The following is a 24,556-nucleotide window of genomic DNA, read 5'->3' on the forward strand; positions in this document are numbered from 1 at the left end:
AAAAGTTTTAGGGGGAAAATAAATGAAGAAAAAGAAGCTTTGGTCATTAGGCGTAATGCTAATCCTTGTTCTCTCGACAATCTTAGCTGCGTGTGGTGGTGGCTCTGATGGCAAGGATACAGGTTCAAAAGATACGTCTACTGGTGGCGATTCAGCTAACGGCAGTGAAAAAACATTAGTATATGGTCGAGGTGGGGACTCTACTGCACTTGATCCAGCGACAGTAACAGAAGGTGAATCTTTTAAAGTTACAGTGAATCTCTATGAAACACTTATTAACTTTGGAGATGAAGATGTTACATTGCATCCAGGTTTAGCAAAATCATGGGAAGCTTCAGATGATGGATTAACTTATACATTCCAACTTGAAGAAGGTGTAAAGTTCCACGATGGTTCTGATTTTAATGCAGAAGCAGTCGTGAAAAATTTCGAGCGCTGGAAAGCTGGCGCTGATAAGTTCCCGTACTTCATGTCCCAATTTACAATGGGCGGTGAGCAAGTAATTGAAGCAATTACAGCAGAAGGCGATTACACAGTTGTATTTAAACTGAAACAGCCACAAGCACCGTTCTTGAAAAACTTAGCAATGTCACCATTCGCTATTGCTTCTCCAACTGCATTTGAAGCGAACGACGATTCACTAATTGATAAACCAGTTGGAACAGGTCCATTCAAATTCGTAAAATGGACACGCAATGATTCTATTACAATTGAGAAAAATCCTGACTATCGCATTGCAGGGTTCCCGAAATTAGATAAAGTAATTTTCCGTTCGATTCCTGATAACTCAGCGCGCTTAAATGCATTAAATAATGGCGAAGTAGATGTTGTCGATGGTTTAAGTCCATCTGATAAAGGGTCAATCGAAACAAATGGCGATTTACAATTAATCGAACGTCCGTCTATGAACGTTGGTTATCTTGGTTTAACCGTAACACGCCCTCCATTTGATAATGTAAAAGTTCGTCAAGCAGTAAACTATGCAATTGATAAGCAAGCGTTAGTAGATGCTTTCTATGAAGGGTTAGCGCAACCTGCGAAAAACCCAATGCCACCAGTTATTGCTGGCTACAACGATGATATTACAGGTTATGCGTATGATCCTGAAAAAGCAAAAGCTTTACTGAAAGAAGCAGGCTATGACGGTAAAGAAATTGAGCTATGGGCAATGCCAGTACCACGTCCATACATGCCAGATGGTCAAAAAATTGCAGAAGCAATTCAAAAGAATTTAGCTGATGTAGGTATTCCATCTAAAATTGTTTCATTCGAATGGGCTACGTATTTAGAAAAAGCTCAAAATGGTGAGGCCGATGCGTTCTTACTTGGTTGGACAGGTGATAACGGCGATGCTGATAACTTCCTTTACACGTTATTAGATGCTGATAATATCGGCTCAAACAACTACACGTTCTATGACAACCAAGAGTTACACAAATTATTTGTGGCTGCACAAACAGAAGTGAACGAAGACAAACGTATTGAACTTTACAAACAAGCGCAAGTAATTATTTCTGAGGATGCTCCATGGGTTCCACTTGCACACTCAATTCCTATTTTAGCTGCAACTACAAAAGTTACAAATTACCATGCACATCCAACAGGTTCTGACCGTTTAGAAGCAGTAGATATGAATTAGACAATAGAGAAATGAAAATTGTCGCTTACTCATAGTGACGTAACAAGATTTTTACAGCTTTGGACTTTGTCTAGCGTTGTAAAAACGGGTTGTGACTATGTTGGTCGCAACCCGTTTTTCTGTATGAAAGACAAACCATCTAAACGTCTATCGTTTGTTGAAGGCTGTCCCTTTCTACAGTATGTGTATTGACTTCAATGCTTTTCGTAGCAAAAGTATAATTAGAAAATTACAGAGAGGTGAAGAAGATGCTTCACTATATGGGAAGACGTTTATTTCAATTAATCCCAGTTTTGCTTGGAATGACTTTTATCGTCTTTATGTTAATTCGTTTAATTCCTGGTAACCCCGCGCAAGTGATTTTAGGTCAGCAGGCGACGAAAGAGGCGGTTGAGGCATTAAACGCAAGTTTAGGATTAGACAAGCCATGGTACACACAATATTTCGGCTATTTAGGTGGTATTTTTCAGGGCGATTTAGGCGTTTCATTACGTACGAAGTTACCTGTTTCACAAGAAATTTTTCCTTATTTAGCGGCAACAGCAGAATTAGCCATATTTGCAATGATTATCGCCATTATTATTGGTGTCAATGCAGGTATTATTTCAGCTTGGTTCCAAAATTCATGGTTTGATTATTTAGCAATGGTCATTGCTTTGATTGGTGTATCTGTGCCAGTCTTTTGGCTAGGATTGATGGAACAATGGGCGTTTAGCATTAACCTTGGCTGGTTCCCAACATCTGGACGTGATAATGTCCGTGACCCAATAACCGCCATTACGCATTTTTATTTGCTCGATACGCTTATTCAAGGGAGATTTGATCAGTTTACGGAAGTGTTTAAGCGATTAGTGTTACCAGGGGTGGCACTTGCTACGATTCCGATGGCAATTATTGCAAGGATTACCCGCTCGTCAATGCTTGAGGTCATGCGCTCCGATTATGTTCGTACAGCTAGAGCAAAAGGACAAAAAATGTTTATCGTCGTTTATAAACATGCATTGAAAAATGCCGTTATTCCAGTGTTAACAGTAATTGGTTTACAAACGGGGTTGTTACTTGGGGGCGCCATTTTAACAGAAACGATTTTCAGTTGGCCAGGCATTGGTCGTTATATTTATGATGCAATTGGCTTCCGTGATTATCCAGTTATTCAATCGGGTATTTTAATCGTTGCGTTTATTTTCATCATGATCAATTTAATTGTCGATCTACTTTATACAGTGATAGATCCACGCATTAAATACAAATAGGAGGGAGATGCGATAATGACTGGTGCGATAGATATTAAAAAAGAAGCAATAGCAAGTCGAGAGCGTGCGGCAGGTCCTTGGAGAGAAGGCTGGCGAAGCTTTAAAAAGAGCAAAATCTCCCTAGTTGGTGCTGGGATAGTAATATTTTTTATACTACTTGCTGTATTTGGTCCAATGATTGCTCCTCAGGGGATTAATGAACAGGATTTATCAAAACGGTTATTGGCACCTTCAAGTGCACATTGGTTTGGAACTGATGACTTTGGTCGGGATATTCTTTCTCGGATTATATATGGTGCGCGTATTTCGTTAAGAATCGGATTTTTTGCCGTTATTCTTTCGGTAGTTGTAGGAAGTACACTTGGAATTCTTGCAGGCTATTATGGAAAATGGATAGATACAATTATCTCTCGTATTTTTGATATTATGTTGGCGTTTCCTAGCATTTTATTAGCAATCGCTGTAGTGGCTGTACTTGGGCCGTCATTACAAAATGCTTTAATTGCGATTGCCATTATTAACGTCCCTAACTTTGGGCGGTTAATTCGCTCAAAAGTGTTAAGTGTAAAAGAAGAGGAATATATCGTAGCAGCAAAAGCGATAGGGATGCGAGATTCGCGTATTTTATTTTCTCACATTTTACCAAACTCAATGACACCAATTATTGTACAGGGAACATTAGCAATTGCGACAGCGATTATTGAAGCAGCTGCACTTGGCTTCCTAGGATTAGGGGCTCAGGCACCAGCACCTGAATGGGGTAAAATGCTAGCCGATGCCCGAATCTACTTACTAAAAGCGCCATGGACAATGATTTTCCCAGGCTTAGCGATTATGCTAACTGTACTAGGTTTTAATTTAATGGGCGATGGTTTGCGAGATGCGCTCGATCCGAAAATGAAAAGCTAATATGTAAAAATAGCCTTCTACTGAAAAAGCTAGAAGGTTTTTTTACTTGTTAAGACGAATAAATGAGCTAACTATAAATTTACAATTTCATCCTGGAGCCATTATTTGAATTTTATGTAATATTATTTTAGACTTAATTTATGCTGACATACATACTTTATTGACGCAGCTACTGCTCACTAATGAAGGTTTTGAAGAAGCGTAGAAAACCAATTACAAGAAGAAGTATATCGATGTTTATACTGTTAGCAACTTTTTAGCAGAGGCGCATTCAAATAAGGAGGGCATTAAAAATGGGGATTAATTTACAAAAAGGACAGCGTGTAGATTTAACAAAAGGCAATGCTGGTTTAAATAAAATTAAAGTAGGCTTAGGGTGGGACCCTGTAAGTCAAACAAAAAGCGGTGGCTTTTTAGGAGGCTTATTTTCGAGTGGTAGAACAGCAGGCAGAGATGTTGACTGTGATTCCTCAGTTTTAATGTTACAGGATGATCGTATAGTTGCAGGTGATGACGTAGTTTACTTCGGAAAATTATCGAGTAAATGTGGATCTGTTGTACATTCTGGTGATAATTTAACTGGTGCTGGTGATGGTGACGATGAAGTAATTACAGTTGAGCTAGGGGCAGTACCTGCTCAATACAATAAATTAGTATTCGTCGTTAACATTTATGATGCAGCTGGACGTAATCAACATTTCGGTATGATTCAAAATGCGTATATTCGCGTGTACGATGACAAGACAGGTAATGAACTAATTCGTTATAATTTAACTGATAATTATTCGAATTTAACGACGCTAGTGTGTGGTGAAATTTATCGTCACGGTAACGAATGGAAATTTGCTGCTGTTGGTAACGGTACAAATGATGTAAAACTTGGTGATGTAGTTCGAAGATATCAATAAATATAAATTTGAGGAGGAATACAAATGGGTATTTCATTACAAAAAGGGCAAAAAGTAGATTTAACAAAAACAAACCCAGGCTTATCAAATGTGATTGTAGGTTTAGGATGGGACACAAATAAATACGATGGTGGACATGATTTTGATTTAGATTCGTCGATTTTTTTACTTGCTGATACAGGTAAAGTAGCAGATCAAAATGATTTCATCTTCTACAACAATACTATTGGTGGCAACGGTTCTGTTGAACACTCTGGCGATAACTTAACAGGAGTTGGAGAAGGGGATGACGAAATCGTTAAAGTTTCGTTAAAAGAAGTACCTGCACATGTGCAACGCCTAGCTTTCACTGTTACAATCCATGAGGCAGAAGCACGTAGCCAAAACTTTGGTATGGTGTCCAACGCATTTATCCGCATTGTAAATGCCGCTACGAATGAAGAAATCGTTCGCTATGACTTAGGTGAAGACTTTAGTATTGAAACGGCTGTCGTTGTAGGCGAATTATACCGTCACAATGGAGAATGGAAATTTAACGCGATTGGTGCTGGATACCAAGGCGGTTTAGCTGCACTTTGTAATGATTATGGCTTAAGCGTAAACTAACAGTTTAACTTTACACGAGAAAGGGAGTTTTTTTCTAATGGGTATTCAGTTAAGTAAAGGACAACGCATTGATTTAATGAAACAGGATCCAGGCTTAAATAATATAGGGATTGGTTTAGGCTGGGATGTTAAACAATTCGATGGAGGAAGTGACTTTGACTTAGATGCATCAGTGTTTTTATTGGATGCATCGGGAAAATGCCGTAATGAACAAGACTTTATTTTCTATAATAATCTAACAAGTCCCGATAAATCGGTCCAGCATATGGGTGATAACCGTACTGGTTTAGGTGATGGAGACGATGAAAAAATTCTTGTGAATTTAAAGCAAGTATCCCCTCAAATTGAAAAGATTGTTGTAACAGTGACAATTTACGATGCTGAAGGTCGCCGTCAAAATTTCGGACAAGTACTAAATGCATATGTTCGTTTATCGAACGAAGAATCTGGTTCAGAAGTTCTTCGCTATGATTTAGCAGAAGATTTCAGTATTGAAACCGCGGTCGTATTTTGTGAGCTGTACCGTCATAATGGCGAATGGAAATTTGCCGCTGTTGGCTCTGGCTATCAAGGTGGGCTCGCTTCATTAATCAATGCTTATGGTCTAGAGTAATTAGAGTATGATGTATATCTGCAATGGCCACTAGTAGGCATTAATTTAAATCATGATGAACTTAACGGAAGGCACTGTATTAGTCTGTATAAACAGGTTGATGCAGTGTCTTTTTTACAAAGATCATTCTTTGATGAAGGAGAGAATTGGATGCAATATTTTGCGACTGAAGCGGAGACGATTTTTTATCAACAACCACGCACATTTACTAAACTAGATTCACCAGATATTTTATCGTATGCATTAGGTGCAACGCTATATATGCCTGCATCTATGCCTAACATTATTGACATGGTACAAGCACAAAAATATCAAGATTTGAAGTCGTTTGTCATAGATTTAGAGGATGCAGTTGGAGATGCAGAGTTAACGAGCTGTGAAGAAAAAATAATAGAGGATATAAGTGCACTCTACACACTTTATGTCCATAACGAAATTTTGCTTGAAGACTTGCCGCTCCTATTTATTCGTGTGCGGAATGTTGAGCAATTTAGACTTTTGACGTCTGTATTAGGAAAGCGACAGGAAGTGCTTACGGGCTATGTATTTCCTAAGTTCACAGCTAGACAAGGAGCTGCCTATTTTGAAATACTTGAGCAAACGATTGAACAGCATCAGCTAACGCTATATGGGATGCCTATTTTAGAAAGCCGAGATATTTTATATAAGGAGTCTCGAATAGAAGCTTTATTTGCGATACGAGACGTGCTGCGTCAATATAGAAAACGTGTACTTAACGTACGTATCGGTGCTACTGATTTTTGTGGAATTTATGGAATTCGTCGTCGAGTAGACTCAACAATTTATGATATAGCCGTTATTCGAGATTGTATTGCAGATATCGTCAATGTGCTAGGTCGTGAGGAAGATGACTTTGTTATTTCGGGACCAGTATGGGAGTATTTCAGCAATGAGCGGGTATTAAAACCAACGCTAAGAGCCACACCATTCAGTGAAAAGGGAGCTTTATATGCACGTAAGGCACTACTCGATGATTATTTGGATGGCTTGATGAAGGAAGTAATTTTAGACAGACAAAATGGCATTTTAGGTAAAACAATTATACATCCAAGTCATATTCGAATTGTACATGCACTTTATGTTGTTTCTTATGAGGAATATGTAGACGCCACTAGTATTATTGAGAATGAAGGACAAAAGGGTGTTTTAAAAAGCCATTATGCCAATAAAATGAATGAAATGAAGCCGCATTTGAGATGGGCACAGAAAGTTTTACGCCAAGCACATATATATGGTGTATACAATGAATCTGCAGATTTTGCCTCTCTTTTATTGAATGCAAGTGTAGGAGGAAGTACGGATGACGAAGCTCAACAACAGGATGAACATTATTCAAGATTATAAAATTGATATCGAAATTACCCAAAACCCTTATGATTTTGCGATGACCGATTTATTCAAAATGGCGACACGTATTAATAAAAAGAGACAGTTTTTATTTGTGAGTACCGTCCTTGGTAAGCATCTAGCAGTTCGTCCACAGGTGCCGATTTTGACAGGCGCGCTATTAGCAATGATGTATCATGAGAAACTGCTTGGTCATGAATGTTTGTTATTACAGCCAGTTGTACAGGCGATAAAAAATCAGCAAAATATGCAAGGGATTTTACAGCAAGTAGAGGAGCAAAGACTGGAACTAGCGGAGGAAGTATTATTTATCGGCTTTGCTGAAACGGCAACAGCTCTTGGTCATGCTGTTTTCAATGCTTTTAAGTCCAATGCAACGTATGTCCATACGACGCGAGAACTACTATCAGAACTCGAACCGTTTGTCACTTTCGAAGAAGAACATTCGCACGCGACGAGTCATCGCGTGTACTGTGAGCAACCTGAAAAACTGCTACAGGCAAAACAAATTGTGCTAATTGACGATGAAATTACAACAGGAAATACAGTGGTAAACATTATTGAAACACTACGCCAAAAGTTCCCTACTGTTCAGCATTATTCGGTTTTATCAATTTTAGATTGGCGTTCGCCACAGCAACAAGCGATGTTTGCGGAGCTAGAGGCTAAGTGGGGGGTAACGATTGATTTTGTATCGATTATGAGTGGGCAATTTATTTGTGATGGCACACCACTTTTAACAAATCAACAGGTGCCAAGTACCTCTCAAGCAACAGCAGACATGAAGTTGCTATCGGTGAACGAGGTAGTTGAACAGAAACATTACTATTCTATCGCTGAAAATGGTGTGAAAAATAGAGCACCTTATATGTTAGCAACAGGTCGATTAATGTTAACGACTGAGCAACATGCTGCACAAAAGAAGCTGTATCAAACTATCGCGGACCAGTTACGAGGGCTTCGTACAGACGGACCAGCACTTGTCATCGGTACAGGGGAGTTTATGTATGTGCCAATGCAAATAGCGACTTGTTTAGGAGAGGATGTTTATTTCCAATCAACGACACGTAGCCCAATTTATTGTGAAAATAACCCATCCTATACAATAACAGAAAAAATTGCTTTCGAAAGTCCAGAAAATAATGGTGTTGAAAATTACTTATACAACTTACATAGCCATTCTTATTCGGAACTTTTTTTAGTCGTAGAACGTATAGCCAATGAAGAGGTAGTGGCACGGGCAGTACATGCATTGAAAGCTGTTAGTAACGCAAACATTTATGTAATTTGTATGCACGAATGGGGGACTGAAGAATGCATGATATGAAGCCACCAGATAAAATGGGAAGCTATTCATCAGAAGATGTTGTCTTTTTACTACGAGATATTAGTAACGTTAACTTAGAAATAGATAATAATCAGCGTGAACGACTTATTCAATCGGGTACCCACTATTCAGAAATGTTGCCAGTAGAGAATCTTCCTTCTGAAGCATATATGAACTTGTTTTATCGAACGTTAGATGATTATGCACAACGTATTGCGCTTGCTGTTGGATTGGTGGCTCAACAAATTGTAGAGCGCCGTGATTTAGAACATTTAGTGCTTGTTAGTTTAGCGAGAGCAGGAACGCCTATTGGTATTTTAATTAAGCGTTATATAAAAATGCATTATAACGTGAACGTTCCTCACTATACTATTTCGATTCTCCGAGGTCGGGGTATTGATGACTACGCTATCGAATACATATTTACTCAACACCCACTTGCACAAATTCAATTTATTGATGGTTGGACAGGGAAAGGCGCGATTACGAGAGAATTACAACAAGCGTGTGAAAGCTTTAATGAGCAAAACAATAATCAGTTGGATGCGACATTAGCAGTACTTGCTGATCCAGGACATTGTGCAGCGATCTATGGTACACGTACTGATTTTTTAATACCATCCGCATGTTTAAATTCAACTGTTTCGGGCTTAGTTAGCCGAACAGTATGGAATGCACGGTTCATGGATGTAAATGATTTTCACGGGGCAAAATTTTATAAAGAACTACAAGCGGCTGATGTATCCAATGTATATATTGACAGTATTAGCGCGTATTTTTTACAAGTAGAGAACGATGTGGAGCAACAGCTTCGTGAACGAATACCATCTACAATTACATGGCAAGGGCTGGAAACGGTTGTTGCCATTCAACAACATTATGGCATAACAAATAGTAACTTTGTGAAGCCAGGAGTTGGGGAAACAACACGGGTATTACTTCGCAGAGTCCCTTGGAAAATTTTAATTAACCCTAAATATGTGCATGAATTAGCGCACATTTTACTATTAGCCAAGGAAAAAAATGTGGAAATTGAAGAATATCCACAAATGTCCTATGCATGCTGTGGCTTAATAAAAGAAGTGTAGAGGAGAGAAGACATGCTACTATTTACATCTGATTTAGATCGTACGCTTATTTACTCCCAGCGCATGATGGATAAGTATCCACCAAATACAGCTCCAATTACAGCCGAACGAAAAGATGGGGAAGTACTTAGTATGATGACTGAAGTAACGATGTCATTATTGCAACAGGTCCACCAACAAACATTATTCGTTCCAGTTACAACACGTGCAATACATCAATATGAACGAATACATGTAATAAAAGAGCTGCGTCCTACTTTTGCAATTACGAGTAATGGGGGTACAATAATAGAACAAGGACGCCCTAATATGGAATGGTCCAAAATTTTACGCAAAAGAATTGAAGATTCCTCAATTCCTCAAGCAGATTTGGTACGCCAGTTTAATAGCATAAAATCAGATGATTGGCTTCAACAATCGTTCTATGTTGATGAGCTATTTTATGTTCATTATGTGGATTGTAATATTTTGCAGCAGGACGAAGTGCAGGCAATAATTCAAGACTTTGCAGTACATGGTTGGCATGTACTGCTGCAAGGACGAAAATTGTACTTTATGCCAAAAGCGCTCACGAAAGAAGCCGCAATTTCGTATTTGAAGGAGCATTGTACATATAATATGCACTTGGCAGCGGGTGATTCCATAATGGATTATGGAATGCTCGCTTTGGCTGATAGAGGCTATACGCCATACCACGGTGACTTAAAAGACAAACAACCTCAAATACTAAAGAACACAGTATATTCCGCTCATAGCGGTGAAGCATTTACAAAATATTTATTAGAAGATGTTTTACAATTGGCTGCCAAGCAACCGATTGTGGAAGTATGATGTAAGGAGGTGATGCTTGTATGCAAACAGTCACAATTGAATCGGTATTAGAAAGAGATTCTTATGATTGGCTACAAGCCTTCCAAGATACAGCTAACGCGCGAACAGTTTACGAGGTGACAGCACAACACGTACGTTTTAGTCGTATTGCTGTACGTATATTAGGTGTCCCGATAGAAGAAGATGATTATTTTAATTCCTTATATACAATGTCACAAAATCCAAATGTCCATATTTTAAGCGAAGAATTAAACAAACATATTGAGCAAAAGGATTTTCAGGCATTGCAAACGATTTTAGAGCAACATCAGCAGTCCCCTAAAGGCTTGTCGATTAATCGACTGATTGCCATGATGTATGGTCATCAACTTATTCCTAAGCATGATGATCCTTCGATGAATCGTCATTTACAGCTAGTGACGATGCGAGTAGTGGAGCGCTTCAGAGATCAGCAATCACTTGGATTACTAGCGAATGACTTTCGACGCTTTTTAATTGATATGGTGAAGTGGCTAAAAAACCATTGGATTCAGTGGACAAAAGCGATGAAACCGACGGATGATTTCCCGAAGGTCGTTTGGTATGGTGAAACAACAATTAGCCAGCGCTATTTTCTCCTATTATTAATGGAGCTTGGCTGCGATGTGTTAATCTTCCATTCTGCGGCGATTGATGAATTTGCTACTGTGGATCCAACAGATGCATTTTCTGTTACACACTCCTATGTTAGTCAAACAGCGTTACAGCCATTCCCTGATAAATTACGTGATCGCCAAGCGACAGTTGGCTATAGCTCTAGCCAACATTTTGAACACTTAATGCATGACCAGCATTCTGGTGTTTATCGACCATGGCAATTTAAAGATCATTTGCCACGTTCACTAACACTACGTATGACATATGATGATATTTTTATTTATGCCAATGAAAAGGCGATGGTTCGCCCGAAATTTGAGGTGCTTAGCAATGAAGTAATCATTCCTGTAATTTTTGCGAAAATTAGTGGTGTATCTAGTAGCCGTGAAGAATATTGGGGAAATATGCATCAACTGCTTGCTAGCCCACAAGCTGTATTTGTGCAGGCGTTTCCATATGCTAAAACGAGTAGAGCTAATTTTCATTTTCATTATAAGCATTGTTTAGTGAATGGTGAACTATCTACGGAGCGGATTATGCAAAGTGATTGGTGGCAATATGATGAATTGACATTGGAGCTACAATCGGCAATTGCTCATACAATTAAAACGTCCTGTGAACAGCCTATGCTTAAACTACAGCCAAATGAGTCACAGTACGATTTACAATTATTTATATTTAAACAAATGACGATGATTCCAAAGGACATATTACGCCTATTACAAAGTTTTGATTATGCTCAGGAAGTTCCAAAGGTGGTGCTCTATCAAGCACCACAGCAGCCGTCATTGTCACGAGAAGATATTGCTCTATTAGCATTTTTAAATCGTTTTGGTGTGGATATTATTTTTTACAATCCAACAGGAAAGCTTGATTTAGAAAAACATTTGCTAGAGGATACGTTTGATGGCCATCGTTTAGAGCATATGGTGTTTGACTTACAATTTGAAGAGCCGAAGCAACAAAAGGCAAAGCCTGATAAAATGATTAAAAAATTATTTAACCGTTTCTTCTGACGGCTTGGAAAGGAGGAACACGATGTCAAATAGAGCTATTGTCCTTGAACGATTGACATCTGAAACGGCAGACCAAACAAAACAACAGCTATGTCAAAGTTCAGAAGTACAGCATATTGCAAATCATATCAATATAAAAAATAAACTTGAATTGACGGAGCTTGGTAAGGAACCAGCAGTTAAGCTTTCCCGTTTCTCAGACCAAATTTTGAAAACGATAGCCCATTCAAAAGTAAATGAATCCAACGAATTATTAAAACAGCTTGAAGCCCTAATGTCTAAGTTTGATAAAAAAGAAGTCATTGAGCAACAAGGCTTTTTTGGGAAATTGTTTAAACGAGCACCGAAAAATAAGGAAGATTTGTATGCTAAATATAATATTCTTGGTAGAGATATTGAAAAAGTACATTATCAATTTGTCCTAATGGAAGAAGCATTGGCAAATGATAATCGTATGCTAGCTCGTCTATATAACGAAAATTTGACTTATTATATGGAGCTTGAAAAATATATCGTTGCTACTGAAATGAAACTAGACGAGATAAAGACAACGTTAATCCCAATGTATGAAAAGCAAAGTGAAGCAGGTAATCAAATAGCTAAAATGGAGCTTACAACTTTACAAGCAATTGCCGAAACACTTGTACAAAAAATTGATGAGCTTGAAAAATCGCGTATGGTTGCAATTTTAGGGGCAACACAAATGGATATGCTACGCAATGGCAATAGTGCGTTAATGGAGCAAATAAACGGAGCATTTATCACGACAATTCCCGTTTTTAAATTAGGTATTATGAATGCGGTAAATGAAAAGCGGCAACAGCTACATCAGGAATCTGCTGCTGCTTTTGAAAAGCGTATGAAGCAATTTGGTGAAGAAAACAATCATGCTGTTTTGCAAAGTGTAGAATATGCGCAACAAAGTGAGACGACTATGACGCTCGAAGAAATGTGGGAAACAATCGTTACTGGTATTGCAAGTTATCGTCAAATACGAGCTGAACAAGCAACTAAGCGTCAACAAATAGAACAACAACTAATGGCATTAAATAGGGAAGCCTAAAAAAGCTGACACCATATTAAAGTGTCAGCTTCAAACGTTTGTTTTGTCATTTGGCCATCATTTGCAGGTTTCACACGCTTGTTTCTTTGTGAAGCCTTGTCAATTGAGTGGCAAATTAGTTTGAAAGAAATACATGAATTTTACAGGTCGATAAATCAAGAAACTGTATTACTTTGGTTAATCAAGATACGTGTTAATTTATAGTATAATGATTACTTGAAATAATGCGGTGGAAAACAGGGAAAAGAGGGAACTGATGCCTACTATACTAGTTGCTGACGACGATGCAAACATTCGCGAACTCGTCTGTTTATTTCTACGCAACGACGGATTCGCAACAGCTGAAGCAGCGGACGGCAAGGAAGCACTGGCCGTCTACAACTCAACGAATGTCGATCTTGTCGTACTTGACATTATGATGCCGATTATGGATGGTTGGACGTTAAGCAAGGAGCTGCGAAGAGCCAATCCTGATCTACCTTTACTGATGCTGACTGCGAGAGGAGAAACATGGGAGAAAGTGAAAGGTTTCGAACTTGGGACGGACGATTATTTAACCAAACCATTCGATCCGTTAGAGCTGACGGTTCGTGTTAGGGCACTACTTAAACGATACAAGATTGGCTCCACGCAGACGATCCATATCGGGAACGTCATCCTTGATCGACAGACCTATAAGGTGATGAAAGGGACGGAGGCGCTTACGTTGCCGCTAAAGGAGTTCGAATTGCTGTATAAGCTCGCTGGAACACCGGGACAAGTCTATACGCGCGTGCAGTTGATCGATCAGATTTGGGGTATCAATTACGCCGGAGATGATCGAACGGTAGACGTACATATTAAACGGCTGCGTGAACGGTTCGCGACAACACCCGATTTTCGGATCGAAACGGTGCGCGGGCTTGGGTATCGGCTTGAGGTTTATGAATGATTAGATCCTTATATATACGTGTTATCCTTACATTTTTAGTCTCTATCATCGGGGGCACAGTCATTTCTTTTTTTATGTCAACTTGGATATTCGAAGATAAATTGAACGAAAATGCTCAAATCAACTTACGTAACTTTGGTCAAGACATCGTCCAGATTTACAACACCCTTCCGTTACATGAAGCGGACTTGTTCGTAAGTGAAATGAAGCAGCTCGATTCTTATTATATTCGAATTTACGAAACAACGGGTCAGTTCAAGTCTTACGGTAAACTTCACGGACACAAACTTGCGCCTGTGACGATGGAGCAACTAAAGAAAGTATTAGATGGAGGTGTTGTTAAGGACACTCCTAATGGTATTGCCACGGTGCTCTTAGGGTTGCCATTAAAAACGGAAATGGGAACGAAAGCGATATTTCTGGAAGCGCTCGCCCCTCCTTCGGCTTCTTTTGTCACAAAGTGGGCATTGGTCTTTGCAACATGTTCGTTGATTGCAGGAAGCTTATTGATTCTAGTTGCCTCTGTATACCTGGTAAGACCGATCAAAAAGCTGACAAAAGCGACCAAGCGGATAGCATCTGGAGATTTCAACGTCAAGTTGAATATTAAGCAAACGAGTGAGCTAGGTACTTTAGCTCGCAGCTTCGAAGAAATGATGCACGATCTGCAGCAACTTGAGCAGATGCGCAGGGAATTCGTAACGAACGTGTCGCACGAGGTTCAGTCTCCGCTCACTTCGATATCCGGTTATGCTCTAGTGCTTAAGCAAGTTGACCTTTCAGAATACGAACGAAGCCGTTATCTTGATATTATCATCGCTGAAGCGAAAAGGATGTCCAAAATGAGCGATAGCCTGCTAAAGCTGAGTTTGCTTGAATCGCAGTCAAAGCAACTGCAGCTCGTCACGCTCAGCCTCGATGAACAAATCCGACGGATAATCGTGGCGCTCCAGCCACAATGGTCTGCTCGCGATATACATTTCGAGCTTGATTTACAGACAGTTAAAATAACGGCTGATCATGACCTGTTAAATCAGGTATGGACGAATATCCTTAGAAATAGCATTAAATTTTCCGAGGATGCTGGCGTGATTAACGTAAGCATTAAACAAGATATCAAATCCGTGAAAATCCTAATATCCGACACGGGTATCGGTATTCACCTTGACGACCAGAAGCGTATATTCGAGCGTTTTTTTAAGGCCGATCGTTCCCACAGTCGTAAGTATGACGGAAGTGGTATGGGACTCGCTATCGTTAAACAGATCGTGTCGCTTCATCAAGGTGACATCCGAGTGAAAAGTGAACTTGGTCAAGGAACGACCTTCATTGTCACCTTGCCAATCACTACACCAACAAATTAGTTAGATTCATTCTCTATGCTACGACTCATATGCAAGCTTATTTGCATATAGAGCCGTAGCATTTTTTTTGACAGTTCACATTCAGTTCATATTGTCGTCATGAGGAGTACATCTTCATTTGTTAAGGTTTCATTACAGGCACATGAAGGAAGGCAAACAAACAGATCAGAACAGGAGTAGATGACAGTGACACAACAAGAGGAAAAGAAAACGCCGAGTGGAATGAAAATAAAGAAAGTGCGAAACATCTTACTTAAAATCATAGGAGTAATCGTTCTAGCCATTGTACTTTTTTTAGGTATTGTTTATACCGTAAATGTTATGAGTAGTCATTCGGAGCAAAAACGAATCATGCCTTACGGGCAGCATGTATCTGTAGACGGGAAAAACATGAATGTGTTAATTCAAGGCGAGGGCAAGGAAACAATCGTGCTCCTACCTGGTTATGGAACAGCTACTCCAGGGCTTGATTTTAAGCTTCTTATCGATGAATTATCTCCATTTTACAAAGTTGTTGCGATAGAGCCTTTCGGTTATGGATTAAGTGATGAAACTGAAAAAGAGCGGACCACGGAGAACATGGTAAGTGAAGTTCATGAAGCTCTACAGCAGCTTAATATTAACAGATACATGCTCATGGGCCACTCCATTACAGGCATTTATGGAATTGATTATGTGAATAAATATCCAAACGAGGTGACTGCATTTGTCGGAATCGATAGCAGTGTTGCAACACAACCGGGTATGGATATGAATTTCCCATTAAAAACGTTTGCATATCTCAAAAAATCAGGTCTCTTAAGATTGATTATGAAAATCAGTGATGACCCTTATGCTGGACTGGCATTTGATGAAAAAACTGTAGAGCAAATGAAAATGATTTCGAATAAAAACATGTATAATGACACAACCTTGAATGAGATGGACCATATTTCGTCTAATTTTAAAGGGGCTCAAGGTTTAACCTTCCCTAAATATCTTCCACTTCTTCTCTTTGTACAAGGGAATAATGAAGATGTAGCAGGATGGATACCTCTGCATGAAGAGCAGATCAAAGACTCGGTACATGGAAAAGTAGTAATCATGGATGGATCACATTATTTACACCATACCAAATTTAAAGAAATTGCTGAAAACGTTAGACTATTTATGAAAGAAGTAAAGTAAGTGTTCAGAGAAAGGTTCATCTGTTAATTTATGAATTTGTCTACAGTCTGCAAGACCATCATTTCGATGGTCTTTTTTATGTCCAAACAGGGATTGGTATCGACATACACAGTAGCCCAGTATTTAGTCTCATTCAAAAGGTTGTAACGAATCCACGCAGAAAAATGAGTTGAATAGAGCATTTAATCAGGATGAGGGGAGGGGATGACTGTCTGTACGAAAATGAATCGACTTTTAGAATAAGACAAACAAGATAAAAAGAAGCCGTTTTCCCTTAGCGTAGGAGAAAACGGCTTTTCATTTCCGAAAAATGTATTAACGTGGGTTTTATCTCAAAATGTTGGCTGTACCCCTAGAATTAAGTTGCCAAGCTAAAGTATACTTTGCTAAATAACAGCTCGTCCTCGTCAAATATCCTTCTTTACAAATTAATGAAAGAAGTTTAAATGATTGAAGTGATGGGTTGCTCGACTATCGCGTGACTCGCGTGAAACCTAAGACCCCACACGAAGCGAAGCGGAGGAGGAGGTTTTAGTAACGCCCGCGGAAAGCGAGCCATCCGTACCGGCAATCAACATTTACATTTAGAAAGCAAGCCCCAAACACGAAAAGTAGTGGTAGGGCTTGCCAAAATAGCTTAGTTAATTGGTCTATTAAATAAACTCTTCCTCAATTTCCAAGTTGATTTCTTCACCGTGATAGTTTTGATATGACACAATTAATGTATCTAAGTGCTCTAAATTTTCTTCGTAATCTAAAATACGCGATAAAATATACAGAAGGTGATAGCTTGAAAATTCTGTATCGCCTTCTTCATGTGCAAAGGTTACTTGATGGATAAAAATCTCCATTAACTGATTGCGTTGAATGTAGTCGATATGGTTGCTCCATTCGGAATGCTCAGGCTTTAATTTCCCCGTATATTTCAGTAACAGCTGCTCATGGTAGGTAAGCAGAAAGTCTAGACGCTCTTGAATCATTAAATGGAACTGTGTTGGCAAATGTGCTAATTCGTTTTCATGATTATGCAGTCGTTGTAACAATTCTAGACTCTTTTTTGAAGTAGTAATCATTTGACGGTAAACAACTAATTTTCGTGCTTTAACGTATTTTTTATTTTTAAAGTAATTTCGTTCTTCCTTGAAAAACTCATAGAGTGTGTCGACTCTAAGCATACGTTCTCTAAATTTGTTTAAAGCCGTTTTAGTAGAAGTATGCTCAGAAGCTTGACGAACAGCTAGTCTCGTCCAGCGAATAATATCATCCTGTAAAAAGTAAATTTTACGGAAAAGCTTTACTTCGTATTTTGGCGGCAAAAACACAAGATTTACAACAAATGCTGCTAAAACCCCAACTAAAATTGTAAGAAAGCGAATTAAACCAAACGTAAGAAAGTCATCACCCTGTATTTCCATAATGGCTACAACAGAAACAAGTGCAAGAGACAGTGACTTTTCAAGCTTGAATTTTAACATCAATCCTATTGCGATAATTACTGCAATACCAACAGCCACGACGTGGTGACCGAAAAGTAAGCCGAAGATTACGGCAATGGAGGCTCCTATAATATTTGCTTGTACTTGTTCAACTATCGTTTGATAAGAGCGATAAATGGACGGCTGAATCGCAAAGATTGCTGCAATCCCAGCAAAAACTGGGGATGGTAATTGCAGGAGCTCAGCAACAAATAGAGCAAAGACAATAGCTACGCCAGTTTTAAATACACGGGCACCTAATTTCATAATAAAATCGATGTCCTTTCTGTCTAATATTTTTAACTTGCTTCAGCAGAAGTGCTCCACTGCTATAAGTGGGGGTGAATCAAGTTAAAGGCCCCAGCGGATGTCTCAGATTTTAAGAGGAGCTTTTCAAGCAGGCTCAAAAAAATCTGGATACAATTACGCCGAGTCGTAATTAATGCTTCTTTACATTATAGAAGGAAGTTCTTAGAAAATACATAGATTTGTATATCGTAATATAAAAAAGGCGACTCTCATTTGAAAGTCGCCTTTTTTCGCCCTATTATAGTTGAGAAAATGCATAATCGACAGCTTCGATTGTTTCACGAATATCTGCCTCTGTATGCTCAGTTGTTAAAAACCATGCTTCATATTTAGATGGAGCAAGGTTAATGCCTTGTCCAAGCATTAGTTTAAAGAAACGACCGAAAATTTCTCCGTCAGTGTTTTCTGCCTGCTCATAGTTTTCTACTTTCACATCTGTAAAGTAAATTGTAAGCGCACCTTTTAGACGATTTAAAGTAATTGTTACGCCATACTTTTTTGCAGCCGCTAAAATACCTTCTTCTAAAATCGCACCAAGTCGATCCATTTCATCGTAAATACCTGGAGTAGCTAATACTTCTAAGCAAGCTATACCCGCTTGCATTGATGCAGGGTTTCCTGCCATTGTACCTGCTTGGTATGCTGGTCCAAGTGGCGCAACTGTATCCATAATTTCTTTGCGACCACCGTAAGCACCGATTGGCAAACCACCACCTATGACTTTTCCTAGCGCAGTAAGGTCAGGCGTTAAACCAAGTAGTGTTTGTGCACCACCGTAATGGAAGCGGAATGCGGTAATCACTTCATCATAAATTGTCAGTGCACCTTTTTCTTTCGCTGTAGCATGCACTAATTGTAAAAATCCAGGATTTGGTTCAACAATTCCGAAGTTACCTACAATTGGCTCAATTAAAATAGCAGCAATTTGATCGCCCCATGTATTCATCGCTTCAGTAAATGCTTCTGGATTGTTAAATGGTACCGTAATTACTTCTTCTGCCGTAGCAGTCGTTACACCCGCTGAGTCTGGTGTACCTAATGTAGCTGGTCCAGAGCCTGCAGCTACTAGTACTAAGTCAAAGTGACCGTGGTAGCAGCCAGCAAACTTCATAATTTTTGTACGGCCAGTATAGGCACGAGCAACACGGATAGTGGTCATTACTGCTTCTGTACCAGAGTTGTTAAAGCGTACTTTATCCATTGAAGGAATGGCTTCTTTAAGCATTTTTGCAAAAGTTACCTCGTATTCAGTTGGAGTTCCAAATAAAGTCCCGTTTTCAGCGGCATTTGAAATTGCCTTAGCGATATGTGGATGGCCATGACCTGTAACAAGTGGGCCATATGCAGCTAAATAATCGATGTAACGGTTGCCGTCAACATCCCAAAAATAAGCCCCTTTTCCTCGAGCCATTGCAACGGGAGAGCCCCCGCCAACTGCTTTATATGAACGAGAAGGGCTATTCACACCGCCAACGATATGTAAAAGCGCTTCTGCGTGTACTGCTTCGGATTTTGAGTGATTCATAAATATGCCTCCTAAGTAATTATACTTAATCTATTGTAGACCTATCAGTGTAAGAAATCCAAAGAAAATAAGGGATATGACTTGATTTGTTACTTAGAGTAAAATAAGAAATGCAAAAGGAGGAGATTGTTATGACATTAGTAGAAGGACAGAAAGTACCCGATTTTTCACTTGTTAATGACAAAGGGGAGTACGTACAATTAGCAGATTTCAGGGGTAAAAATGTAATTTTGTACTTTTATCCGAAAGATATGACACCAGGTTGTACAACAGAGGCATGTGATTTCCGTGATAAGCATGAAGACTTCAGTCAGTTAAACGCTGTTATATTAGGTGTGAGCCCTGATAATGTCCAAAAGCATACAAAATTTATTGATAAGCATGGGCTACCTTTTACACTATTAGTGGACGAGGATCATGCAGTAGCGGAGGCTTATGGCGTTTGGGTGTTAAAGAAAATGTATGGACGCGAATATATGGGGATTGAACGTTCTACCTTCTTAATTGATACAGACGGTAATCTTTTAAAGGCGTGGCGCAAAGTACGCGTAAAAAATCATATTGAAGAAGTATACACATATTTAGCAAATCAGGAGGAGCATAAATGAGAATTTATTTTACGTTTGAGCCAAGACCCGATTTAAGTGAACCGTTAGTGGAGGAATTTCCACAATGTGATTTTATTTTTAAAAATGGTTTATGTACGGATGAACTTCAAAAAGCAGATGTACTAGTTACATATGGCGAAGATTTAAACGATGACAATATGCAATACGCAACGAAACTAAAATGGATTTTCGTTGCTTCGGCAGGTGTAGAAAAAATGCCAGCTCAAGCAATTATTGATCGAGGTATTTTAGTATCAAATGTGCGTGGAATTCATAAATCACCTATGGCTGAGTCAATGCTTGCTCATATTTTAGCAATTAAGCGTGCATTGCCGTGGTTATACGAGCATCAAAAGAAAAGAGAATGGTCAAAAAAAGGGAAACAAACTGAATTACGTGATAATACAGCGCTTATATTAGGACCCGGTGCGATTGGCTCGGAAGTAGGTCGCTTATTACAAGCATTTGGTGTAACTACAATCGGTTGTAACCGTTCAGGTAAAGCAGCACCTTATATGGATGAAATGGTTAGTTTCGCGAAGCTAACAGAAGCTTTGCCAAAGGCGGATATCGTCATTTCTGTATTGCCAAAAACAGCGGAAACTACGCATTTATTGAAGGCAGAGCATTTTAGCGCAATGAAAAACGATGCCATTTTCATGAATTTTGGACGTGGAAATTTAGTAGATGAAAAGGTACTTATTCATGCTATGGAAACAGGTGAAATTGGCTACGCAGTTTTAGATGTGTTTGAAGAAGAACCACTTAGTGCAAATAGTCCATTATGGTCTTGTCCGAATGTCATAGTGTCACCACATGTTTCAAGTCATTCTTCTCGCTATGTGGAACGCAGCTTAGATATTTTTAAGCCTAGTCTGATGAGATGGTTAAATGGAGAGACCGCTCTAGAAAATGTAGTGGATCTGTCGAGAGGATATTAAAAAGTAATTTATTTTAGCTGATGTATAGGACGGAAGTTGACAGATGTTAGCTTAATTCGATACACTAATTGTAACAATTATAAATTAATAATACTTATGAAAAGGGGTGCATGACGATGTCTATACCGCATTTACAGGATGCACTTGACACGTTAAAAACAACTGGTGTACGCATTACTCCGCAGCGTCATGCTATTTTAGAATATTTAATTCAATCGATGACACATCCGACTGCGGATGAAATTTATAAAGCGCTTGAAGGAAAATTTCCGAATATGAGTGTGGCAACTGTCTACAATAATTTACGTGTATTCCGTGAAGTAGGATTAGTGAAAGAGCTTACTTATGGAGATGCCTCTAGCCGTTTTGATTTTGTTACAAATGATCATTATCATATGATTTGTGAATGTTGCGGTAAAATTGTCGATTTCCATTACCCAGGTTTAGATGAAATCGAACACTTCGCTTCACAAGTAACAGACTTTGACGTACACACACACCGTCTAGAAATCTACGGCACGTGTCCAGCATGTAAAGATGTGGCAGCTAAAGTACAATAAGTTTTCTTGGAGTTTTAAACGCAAGCGTATGAATGAAAACGTTTAAAAAAGCAAGTGGGCAATTAGCTCGCTTGCTTTTTATAATGGAACGGAAGAGATTTTCTTTAAATAGACTGATCATTCTCGATATAAGTAATGTGCGTTAAGAATAAGGCATTGGAGGTTGGAGCAGAGCAAATGAGTAACTCTGACAATTGAACAGTTAATAGGAGGGATATAATGAATGTACAATTAGGAAGTAGTAATTACTTTAGTACATTAAAAAAAGAAGAACATTTATCGGATAATTTGTTTTTAGCAAACAAAAAAAGAAAAGCAACATATGAAATAAAAAAAGAGAATGGTTATATACGCCATATAGTAACGAAGGAAAATGGCGAAAAGGTAATTGTAAGAGAAGTGAAAATTTCAGAACAAGAAGAACAAGAACAGTCTTCTGGTGAGGTAAACGATATGATTACGCAAAAATTAGTAGAGCAAATGATGCAATCATTCGATGACAGGCAGAATCAGCAGAAATTTTTCAAAACTGGAATAGTTGGTCAAAAGGAAAAACAAATTTCTAAATATATTGTGAGTATATAATTTCCGTTATTTCTAATAGTGGCGTAATAATAAGAAAATTCCTAGCTCATATATGAGGGCTAGGAATTTTTTGCTTTGTTATTATAAGATTGATCGAACTCTTTTCCTTCAAGTGTTGGATCTAGTGTTAATGGTTCGTTACAGTACATGCACATATCGACACGACCTAAAACCTTCGTATGCTTATGGCAATTCGGGCACTCTACTTGAACTGCTCTTGTTGAGAGAAGGCCAATCCAAGCATAGACAACTGTACTACCGATAATACACAGTAAACCAAGCGTCATGAAGATTAAGACAAGGATAGGATTGTTTTTGAAGAATATTCCCCCATACATAACAACAAAGCCGATAAAAATAAGTGCTAATGCAAATGAACGGATTTTATTAATTTTACTTTTGTAAGGTTTCATACAATATCTTGCCTCCCAATCTAAAATCTACTATAACATATAAGAACAAAGTATTTTAGTTTTGACTAAAAAGCAAAGAAGGAATACTTTCAGAGTATGTCGAAATTTTAACGAAATAAAGTCATATAACAAATAGAGGAGGACTGAACATGGAGCAAGTTTTGCGCCCGATATACCAAGAACGTGCGAGTCAGTCTAATACATTAGGTGTCATTTTAATGGAGAAGCGTGAAGAACAAAGTAACGTTACTGACACATTCGATACGATATTACTAATAATTGTGAAGGAAGCGGAGCAACCTGTTTTCTCAAAGCATTATTTATATGAGGGGAATAAGGTAGCCTTACATACTGTTACAGAGAAATTGTTACGCAAATGGTTACTAATCGGCTCTAACAAAAAAGTAGTTGATTGGATTTTCTTTGGCAGAGTGTTGTTTGATCGCAATGAATTCCTTCATAAATTAAAAATTGAACTACAAGAGTTCCCGTTTAGCGGTCGGAAAATTAAAACGGGTATTCAATTTTCAAAGTTAATTCGACGTTATTTAGAAGGAAAAGAATATTTTGATAAGGGAAGTTACCTGGATGCCTACAATCATGTTGTTGATTCATTGCATCATTTAGGGCGATTGTCCATTATAGATAGTGGGCTTTATCCAGAAGTAACGGTATGGGCGCAAGTGAAAAAGATAGAGCCTGCTATTTATAAGTTATATGAAGAACTTGTTATGAGCAGTGAGCCAATTGAAAAGCGATTAGAGCTTCTATTTTTAGCAAGTGAGTTTTTAATTCATTCACGAACACAGGATGGGGCTCAACATATATTAGAAGTAATGCAAACAAAAGAGACATGGACCATTCAAGAATTACATGATCATCATGAGCTTGTTAACTATTCTGTAGACTTAGAAGTATTTGTAGAGTATTTAGTGGATAAAGGCTACATACTTATTGAACCTGTCGTTGCAAAAAGTGAAATGATATTCCACCGGCATTATAAGGCGAATAAAGAGTCTATAGAATTTGAATAAGCCATATAGTATGCTAGTAATCGAGGTATAGAAAAATACCTCGATATTTTTTTGAAAAAAGTGTTGACGTTTAATATATTGATATTGTATTATATTAATTGTCGCTAAGACATAACAAAAACACTTTAAAACGAGCGAAAAAAACTTTCCGAAAGTTGTTGACGCAAGTTGAATAAGATGTTAAGATAAAGAAGTCGCTGAAAAACGACAAACAATATGAACCTTGAAAACTGAACAAGCAAAACGTAATCAATATAGTTTCTATTAACTAACTTCGTTAGTGAACGAAACGAAATTTTGGACATCAAAATTGATGCCAGCAAAACAATTTGAGCTAATCAAATTTCTTTTATGGAGAGTTTGATCCTGGCTCAGGACGAACGCTGG

23 protein-coding genes are annotated in these 24,556 nt (G+C 38.5%); 20 read left to right on the top strand and 3 right to left on the bottom strand.

Features of this window, described 5'->3' with window-relative positions:
- Positions 1-22 precede the first annotated feature (22 nt).
- The 15 genes from ACQKNX_RS21620 (at position 23) to ACQKNX_RS21690 (ending at position 16,719) form a co-directional block, all read left to right on the top strand.
- Positions 23-1,639, top strand: a complete 1,617-nt coding sequence (locus tag ACQKNX_RS21620) for an ABC transporter substrate-binding protein (RefSeq protein WP_427430619.1) — start codon at positions 23-25, stop codon at positions 1,637-1,639.
- Between the two features lie 248 nt (positions 1,640-1,887).
- Positions 1,888-2,892 (top strand): ABC transporter permease, encoded by a 1,005-nt coding sequence (locus ACQKNX_RS21625; protein WP_427430620.1) that lies wholly within the window; start codon positions 1,888-1,890, stop codon positions 2,890-2,892.
- A gap of 15 nt (positions 2,893-2,907) precedes the next feature.
- The gene (gene nikC, locus ACQKNX_RS21630) at positions 2,908-3,801 is read left to right on the top strand and encodes a nickel transporter permease (protein WP_427430621.1); all 894 of its coding nucleotides are present in this window, start codon (positions 2,908-2,910) and stop codon (positions 3,799-3,801) included.
- Between the two features lie 293 nt (positions 3,802-4,094).
- Positions 4,095-4,709: a TerD family protein gene (locus ACQKNX_RS21635; RefSeq protein ID WP_340822361.1), complete on the top strand. Its 615-nt coding sequence runs from the start codon at positions 4,095-4,097 to the stop codon at positions 4,707-4,709.
- 24 nt (positions 4,710-4,733) lie between these two features.
- Positions 4,734-5,315, top strand: a complete 582-nt coding sequence (locus ACQKNX_RS21640) for a TerD family protein (RefSeq protein WP_401013752.1) — start codon at positions 4,734-4,736, stop codon at positions 5,313-5,315.
- Between the two features lie 37 nt (positions 5,316-5,352).
- Positions 5,353-5,928: a TerD family protein gene (locus ACQKNX_RS21645; RefSeq protein WP_427430622.1), complete on the top strand. Its 576-nt coding sequence runs from the start codon at positions 5,353-5,355 to the stop codon at positions 5,926-5,928.
- A 150-nt stretch (positions 5,929-6,078) separates the two neighbouring features.
- Entirely contained in the window at positions 6,079-7,293 is a 1,215-nt protein-coding gene (locus tag ACQKNX_RS21650) for an HpcH/HpaI aldolase/citrate lyase family protein (protein WP_427430623.1), read from the top strand.
- A complete protein-coding gene (locus ACQKNX_RS21655) occupies positions 7,250-8,623 on the top strand; it encodes a phosphoribosyltransferase family protein (RefSeq protein ID WP_427430624.1) in 1,374 nt (457 codons plus the stop codon). Before ACQKNX_RS21650 ends, ACQKNX_RS21655 begins: the two co-directional genes overlap by 44 nt.
- Entirely contained in the window at positions 8,611-9,711 is a 1,101-nt protein-coding gene (locus ACQKNX_RS21660; RefSeq protein ID WP_427430625.1) for a cysteine protease StiP family protein, read from the top strand. The genes ACQKNX_RS21655 and ACQKNX_RS21660 overlap by 13 nt, the downstream gene beginning before the upstream one ends.
- 12 nt (positions 9,712-9,723) lie before the next feature.
- Positions 9,724-10,542 carry an HAD family hydrolase gene (locus ACQKNX_RS21665; RefSeq protein WP_427430626.1) on the top strand — a complete coding sequence of 273 codons (819 nt, stop codon included), beginning with the start codon at positions 9,724-9,726 and terminating at the stop codon, positions 10,540-10,542.
- Between the two features lie 20 nt (positions 10,543-10,562).
- Positions 10,563-12,194: a YceG family protein gene (locus tag ACQKNX_RS21670; protein ID WP_427430627.1), complete on the top strand. Its 1,632-nt coding sequence runs from the start codon at positions 10,563-10,565 to the stop codon at positions 12,192-12,194.
- Between the two features lie 22 nt (positions 12,195-12,216).
- Positions 12,217-13,257, top strand: a complete 1,041-nt coding sequence (locus tag ACQKNX_RS21675; RefSeq protein WP_427430628.1) for a toxic anion resistance protein — start codon at positions 12,217-12,219, stop codon at positions 13,255-13,257.
- A 256-nt stretch (positions 13,258-13,513) separates the two neighbouring features.
- Positions 13,514-14,188: a response regulator transcription factor gene (locus ACQKNX_RS21680; RefSeq protein ID WP_427430629.1), complete on the top strand. Its 675-nt coding sequence runs from the start codon at positions 13,514-13,516 to the stop codon at positions 14,186-14,188.
- On the top strand, positions 14,185-15,552 hold the full coding sequence (locus tag ACQKNX_RS21685; protein WP_427430630.1) for a sensor histidine kinase: 1,368 nt from the start codon (positions 14,185-14,187) through the stop codon (positions 15,550-15,552). The genes ACQKNX_RS21680 and ACQKNX_RS21685 overlap by 4 nt, the downstream gene beginning before the upstream one ends.
- Positions 15,553-15,738: 186 nt before the next feature.
- Positions 15,739-16,719 carry an alpha/beta hydrolase gene (locus ACQKNX_RS21690; protein ID WP_427430631.1) on the top strand — a complete coding sequence of 327 codons (981 nt, stop codon included), beginning with the start codon at positions 15,739-15,741 and terminating at the stop codon, positions 16,717-16,719.
- A 653-nt stretch (positions 16,720-17,372) separates the two neighbouring features.
- Here the strand turns inward: ACQKNX_RS21690 and ACQKNX_RS21695 are convergent.
- Positions 17,373-18,461: an FUSC family protein gene (locus ACQKNX_RS21695; protein ID WP_340822379.1), complete on the bottom strand. Its 1,089-nt coding sequence runs from the start codon at positions 18,459-18,461 to the stop codon at positions 17,373-17,375.
- Positions 18,462-18,741: 280 nt separating this feature from the next.
- Entirely contained in the window at positions 18,742-20,028 is a 1,287-nt protein-coding gene (locus tag ACQKNX_RS21700) for a glutamate-1-semialdehyde 2,1-aminomutase (protein ID WP_427430632.1), read from the bottom strand.
- A gap of 131 nt (positions 20,029-20,159) precedes the next feature.
- On the opposite strand from ACQKNX_RS21700, the gene bcp reads away from it, so the two are divergent.
- The 4 genes from bcp (at position 20,160) to ACQKNX_RS21720 (ending at position 22,722) form a co-directional block, all read left to right on the top strand.
- Entirely contained in the window at positions 20,160-20,636 is a 477-nt protein-coding gene (bcp, locus tag ACQKNX_RS21705) for a thioredoxin-dependent thiol peroxidase (RefSeq protein WP_427430633.1), read from the top strand.
- Complete coding sequence (locus ACQKNX_RS21710) at positions 20,633-21,577, top strand: D-2-hydroxyacid dehydrogenase (protein WP_427430634.1); 945 nt, start codon at positions 20,633-20,635, stop codon at positions 21,575-21,577. The genes bcp and ACQKNX_RS21710 overlap by 4 nt, the downstream gene beginning before the upstream one ends.
- Before the next feature lie 116 nt (positions 21,578-21,693).
- Positions 21,694-22,137: a peroxide-responsive transcriptional repressor PerR gene (gene perR / locus ACQKNX_RS21715; protein WP_173479551.1), complete on the top strand. Its 444-nt coding sequence runs from the start codon at positions 21,694-21,696 to the stop codon at positions 22,135-22,137.
- Between the two features lie 219 nt (positions 22,138-22,356).
- Positions 22,357-22,722, top strand: a complete 366-nt coding sequence (locus tag ACQKNX_RS21720; protein ID WP_427430635.1) for a hypothetical protein — start codon at positions 22,357-22,359, stop codon at positions 22,720-22,722.
- Between the two features lie 59 nt (positions 22,723-22,781).
- Here the strand turns inward: ACQKNX_RS21720 and ACQKNX_RS21725 are convergent, their stop codons facing one another.
- Positions 22,782-23,135, bottom strand: coding sequence for a YgzB family protein (locus ACQKNX_RS21725; protein WP_173479549.1), 354 nt, complete (start codon positions 23,133-23,135; stop codon positions 22,782-22,784).
- A 149-nt stretch (positions 23,136-23,284) separates the two neighbouring features.
- Here ACQKNX_RS21725 and ACQKNX_RS21730 point away from each other — a divergent pair, with 149 nt between their 5' ends.
- Entirely contained in the window at positions 23,285-24,169 is an 885-nt protein-coding gene (locus tag ACQKNX_RS21730; RefSeq protein WP_427430636.1) for a nucleotidyltransferase-like protein, read from the top strand.
- Positions 24,170-24,556 lie beyond the last annotated feature (387 nt).

It is taken from the genome of Lysinibacillus sp. NPDC093712 (assembly GCF_050280025.1).
Taxonomy (GTDB): domain Bacteria; phylum Bacillota; class Bacilli; order Bacillales_A; family Planococcaceae; genus Lysinibacillus.

Excerpts from the sequence above, each read along its gene's own strand:
- ACQKNX_RS21620 (WP_427430619.1), top strand. The coding sequence starts at position 23 with ATGAAGAAAAAGAAGCTTTGGTCATTAGGCGTAATGCTAATCCTTGTT.
- ACQKNX_RS21625 (WP_427430620.1), top strand. The coding sequence starts at position 1,888 with ATGCTTCACTATATGGGAAGACGTTTATTTCAATTAATCCCAGTTTTG.
- nikC (WP_427430621.1), top strand. The coding sequence starts at position 2,908 with ATGACTGGTGCGATAGATATTAAAAAAGAAGCAATAGCAAGTCGAGAG.
- ACQKNX_RS21635 (WP_340822361.1), top strand. The coding sequence starts at position 4,095 with ATGGGGATTAATTTACAAAAAGGACAGCGTGTAGATTTAACAAAAGGC.
- ACQKNX_RS21640 (WP_401013752.1), top strand. The coding sequence starts at position 4,734 with ATGGGTATTTCATTACAAAAAGGGCAAAAAGTAGATTTAACAAAAACA.
- ACQKNX_RS21645 (WP_427430622.1), top strand. The coding sequence starts at position 5,353 with ATGGGTATTCAGTTAAGTAAAGGACAACGCATTGATTTAATGAAACAG.
- ACQKNX_RS21650 (WP_427430623.1), top strand. The coding sequence starts at position 6,079 with ATGCAATATTTTGCGACTGAAGCGGAGACGATTTTTTATCAACAACCA.
- ACQKNX_RS21655 (WP_427430624.1), top strand. The coding sequence starts at position 7,250 with ATGACGAAGCTCAACAACAGGATGAACATTATTCAAGATTATAAAATT.
- ACQKNX_RS21660 (WP_427430625.1), top strand. The coding sequence starts at position 8,611 with ATGCATGATATGAAGCCACCAGATAAAATGGGAAGCTATTCATCAGAA.
- ACQKNX_RS21665 (WP_427430626.1), top strand. The coding sequence starts at position 9,724 with ATGCTACTATTTACATCTGATTTAGATCGTACGCTTATTTACTCCCAG.
- ACQKNX_RS21670 (WP_427430627.1), top strand. The coding sequence starts at position 10,563 with ATGCAAACAGTCACAATTGAATCGGTATTAGAAAGAGATTCTTATGAT.
- ACQKNX_RS21675 (WP_427430628.1), top strand. The coding sequence starts at position 12,217 with ATGTCAAATAGAGCTATTGTCCTTGAACGATTGACATCTGAAACGGCA.
- ACQKNX_RS21680 (WP_427430629.1), top strand. The coding sequence starts at position 13,514 with ATGCCTACTATACTAGTTGCTGACGACGATGCAAACATTCGCGAACTC.
- ACQKNX_RS21685 (WP_427430630.1), top strand. The coding sequence starts at position 14,185 with ATGATTAGATCCTTATATATACGTGTTATCCTTACATTTTTAGTCTCT.
- ACQKNX_RS21695 (WP_340822379.1), bottom strand. The coding sequence starts at position 18,461 with ATGAAATTAGGTGCCCGTGTATTTAAAACTGGCGTAGCTATTGTCTTT.
- ACQKNX_RS21700 (WP_427430632.1), bottom strand. The coding sequence starts at position 20,028 with ATGAATCACTCAAAATCCGAAGCAGTACACGCAGAAGCGCTTTTACAT.
- bcp (WP_427430633.1), top strand. The coding sequence starts at position 20,160 with ATGACATTAGTAGAAGGACAGAAAGTACCCGATTTTTCACTTGTTAAT.
- ACQKNX_RS21710 (WP_427430634.1), top strand. The coding sequence starts at position 20,633 with ATGAGAATTTATTTTACGTTTGAGCCAAGACCCGATTTAAGTGAACCG.
- perR (WP_173479551.1), top strand. The coding sequence starts at position 21,694 with ATGTCTATACCGCATTTACAGGATGCACTTGACACGTTAAAAACAACT.
- ACQKNX_RS21720 (WP_427430635.1), top strand. The coding sequence starts at position 22,357 with ATGAATGTACAATTAGGAAGTAGTAATTACTTTAGTACATTAAAAAAA.
- ACQKNX_RS21725 (WP_173479549.1), bottom strand. The coding sequence starts at position 23,135 with ATGAAACCTTACAAAAGTAAAATTAATAAAATCCGTTCATTTGCATTA.
- ACQKNX_RS21730 (WP_427430636.1), top strand. The coding sequence starts at position 23,285 with ATGGAGCAAGTTTTGCGCCCGATATACCAAGAACGTGCGAGTCAGTCT.